Genomic DNA, 2981 nt, shown 5'->3' on the forward strand with positions numbered 1-2981 from the left:
CTCTTCAGGTTGAAAACCTGACGTCCTAACCGATAGACGAAGGGACCGCTGCGCGAGAGCGGGCGATATAGCGGGCGATTCCGGAGGGCGCAAGCATCGAAACGCGGTATTTCGACAGGGACGATCAAGAGGCTGTCTATTGGGCCATGCGGGGGTCGGCGATGTCCTCGATCTCGAACTGCACACCCTTCCGGCCGTTCCAGTCGTCGGCTTTCAGGCGACCGGCCACGTTCAGACCGCCCTGCCCGGCCAGAAGCGCCTTTCCTCCCGGCAGATCGGCACAGCGCCAGGCGATGGCCTTCACCGAATGCCCATCGGCGCCGACCAGGCGGCATCGCACATGGCCACCAGACATGGCCACGGGCTCGCGGGCCTGAACGCCGCTGAGCGCAAACAGCGGCTCGGGGTTGGCCGGCCCGAAGGGGGCCAGTTGCTCGAACGATTCGAACAGGGCGCGGGTCGCACCGAACGGTTCGATCAGGGCGTCGATCTCGACCCGGTCAATAGCTTCCGCCTCGGCCTGTTCGCCGGACAGTCGATCGTTGAGAAAGTCGCGCAGTTCGTCGATTCGGTCGGCGCGCACGGTCAGGCCTGCCGCCATGGCGTGCCCCCCACCGGCGATCAGCACACCCGCATTCCAGGCCGCCTGGATCGCCCGCCCCAGGTTCATGCCGGGCTGCGACCGGCCTGAGCCCTTGCCGATGCCGTTTATGGCGTCGACGCCGATGACGATGACCGGCTTTCGCCAGCGTTCGCGCAGACGGCCCGCGACGATGCCGACCACGCCGGGATGCCAGTCATCGCCGGCGATCACGACGACCGCAGAGCCATCGGCGTGACGGCCGGTCTGTTCGACGCGACGCGTGGCCTCCTCGGTGACCTCCCGTTCAACCTCGCGGCGGGCGATGTTGAGCGCATCGAGCTCCTGAGCCAGCATGCGCGCCTCGTCCAGATCGTCGGTCGAGAGCAGTCGCGCCCCAAGGTCCGACTTGCCGATCCGACCGCCTGCGTTGATCCGGGGGCCCAGGATGAAGCCCGCGTGATTCGACTTCGCCGGGCCCTCGACCGCGCCCGAGGCGGCGAGCAAAGCCTTCAGCCCCGGATTGCCCCACGACGACATGACCCCCAGCCCCAGACCGGTCAGGGCTCGGTTGAAGCCGGTCAGGCCAGTGACGTCACAGATCGCCCCCATGGCCGCGAGATCGAGCCATTGCCGGATGTCGGGCTGGTCCCGATCCGCGAACAGTCCCCGGCGGCGCGCCTCACGGTTCAGCGCCGCCAGCAGCACGAACACCACCCCGGCCGCCGCCAGATTGCCCTGGCCGGAGTTGCAGCCGGGCCGGTTCGGATTGACGACGGCCAGACACTGCGGCGGTTCTTCGCGCATCATGTGATGGTCGATGACCACGACATCCAGACCGATCGCCGTCGCATGGGCCACGGCCTCGTTGGCCGCAGCACCACAGTCGACCGTGATGACCAGATCGGCCCCCGACGCCTTCAATGTGTCGAAGGCCTTCGCACTGGGTCCGTAGCCTTCGGTGATCCGGTCGGGGACATAGATCGGCAGGTCGGCCCCCATGGCCCGGAACCAGCGCACCAGCAGGGCCGCGCTGGATGCACCGTCCACGTCATAGTCGGCGAAGACGTGGATGCTCCGCCCCCCGACCAGGGCGTCGATGATGGCGGTCGCCGCCGCGTCCATATCCATGAAGCTGGACGGGTCTGGAAACAGGGCCTTCAGCGTAGGCTTGAGGAAGTCAGCGCCCTGATCCGCTCGCACGCCCCGCGCCGCCAGAGCCCGCGCGAGCGGCTCGTCGAGGCCCAGCGCCTGCATATGGGCGCGGGTGACGGCCGGCTCGGCCGGGCGCTGTCGCCAGGTGCGACCGGACAGCGATCGTGTGACGTCGAGGAATGCGGGAATGGGTGCGTCGGCCATGCGCAAGGCGGCCTAAGGGCGCGGCCGGTCGATGGGCGGCGGGGCCGCGGCTCGGGCACGCAGGGCCTCAGCGCGTGCCTCGATATCTTCGGTCGTCTGGACGGCCTCGGGCGAGACCGGAGTGGCGGCGATTCGCGCGGCGACTTCACGCTGGAAGGCCTCGGCGTCCCCCAGAGTCCACTCCAGCCGCTCGACCTCTCCGGCCAGGGTACCCCCGGTGGCGCGCAGGGTGTTGACGCGCGCCGCCACCTGGACCGGCTCGGGCACCGGCGTCGCCTTGGGGAAATCCTCCCAGCGCGGATAGGTGCGGTTGGCCTCGACGAGGGCCACGAAGCGGGGCGCGATCGGCGACGCGGCGTCCACTTCCGGGTCGAACGCCCCGACGCAGCCGGTCAAGGCGAACCCGCCGGCGAGGGCGGCCAGCACCAGAACCGGCCGATCCATCTTTTTCGATACGCGCGCATTCATTTCGGGGTCGGTCATATGCCATGATCACGACCGGCGGAAGGCGGCATCCCGTTCGCTCCGCCAGGAAACGCCAGAAGGACACCCGATGGCCAAGCGCCCGACCCCGGCCTCCGACCTGCCCTCCTCTGCTGACCTGCCGGCTGCTGCGCCGCGAAAGTCCGGTCGCCCGACCTCGGTCAAGCCGCCCCGTCCGCGCGCAAAGAAGGCGGCTGTGGAAACGGCAGAGCCCCTGCCGCCGCCCGAGCCCATGCCTCAGGCCGAGACCCCGCCTCCATCGGTCGATAGCGTCGAAGCGGCGGCCAACCCGTTCGGGATCATGGGTGCCGAGCAGCAGGCCATGCTGGAGACCCTGTCCCTCAACCTGGCCAGGGCGGCGATGAAGGCCCAAGCGGCGATGGCCGAGGCGACGCTGTCCGGCAAGAGCAAGGACCCCGTCGCGGCCATGAATCCCGACCCGTTCAACGTCGGTCCGGCCATGTCCGAGGTCATGACCAGTCTGGCTGCCAAGCCTGAGAAGCTGTTCACCGCCCAGGCCGACCTGTTCAACCGGTACCTGGACCTGTGGGCCTCCACG

The 2981-nt window shown here is 69.0% G+C and carries 2 protein-coding genes and 1 pseudogene; 1 reads left to right on the forward strand and 2 read right to left on the reverse strand.

Going from position 1 to position 2981, the window contains the following annotated elements; all coding sequences use genetic code 11:
* Nucleotides 1-136: 136 nt before the first annotated feature.
* Nucleotides 137-1939, reverse strand: a complete 1803-nt coding sequence (recJ, locus tag ACILQR_RS16335) for a single-stranded-DNA-specific exonuclease RecJ (RefSeq protein ID WP_395652416.1) — start codon at nt 1937-1939, stop codon at nt 137-139.
* A 12-nt stretch (nt 1940-1951) separates the two neighbouring features.
* Nucleotides 1952-2422, reverse strand: coding sequence for a hypothetical protein (locus tag ACILQR_RS16340; protein ID WP_395652417.1), 471 nt, complete (start codon nt 2420-2422; stop codon nt 1952-1954).
* A 70-nt stretch (nt 2423-2492) separates the two neighbouring features.
* Between ACILQR_RS16340 and ACILQR_RS16345 the strand changes: the two are divergent.
* Nucleotides 2493-2981, forward strand: a pseudogene (locus ACILQR_RS16345) (class I poly(R)-hydroxyalkanoic acid synthase); the annotation flags it as partial.

This window comes from Brevundimonas sp. (assembly GCF_044239655.1).
Classification (GTDB): Bacteria; Pseudomonadota; Alphaproteobacteria; order Caulobacterales; family Caulobacteraceae; genus Brevundimonas.

Excerpts from the sequence above, each read along its gene's own strand:
- recJ (WP_395652416.1), bottom strand. The coding sequence starts at position 1,939 with ATGGCCGACGCACCCATTCCCGCATTCCTCGACGTCACACGATCGCTG.
- ACILQR_RS16340 (WP_395652417.1), bottom strand. The coding sequence starts at position 2,422 with ATGACCGACCCCGAAATGAATGCGCGCGTATCGAAAAAGATGGATCGG.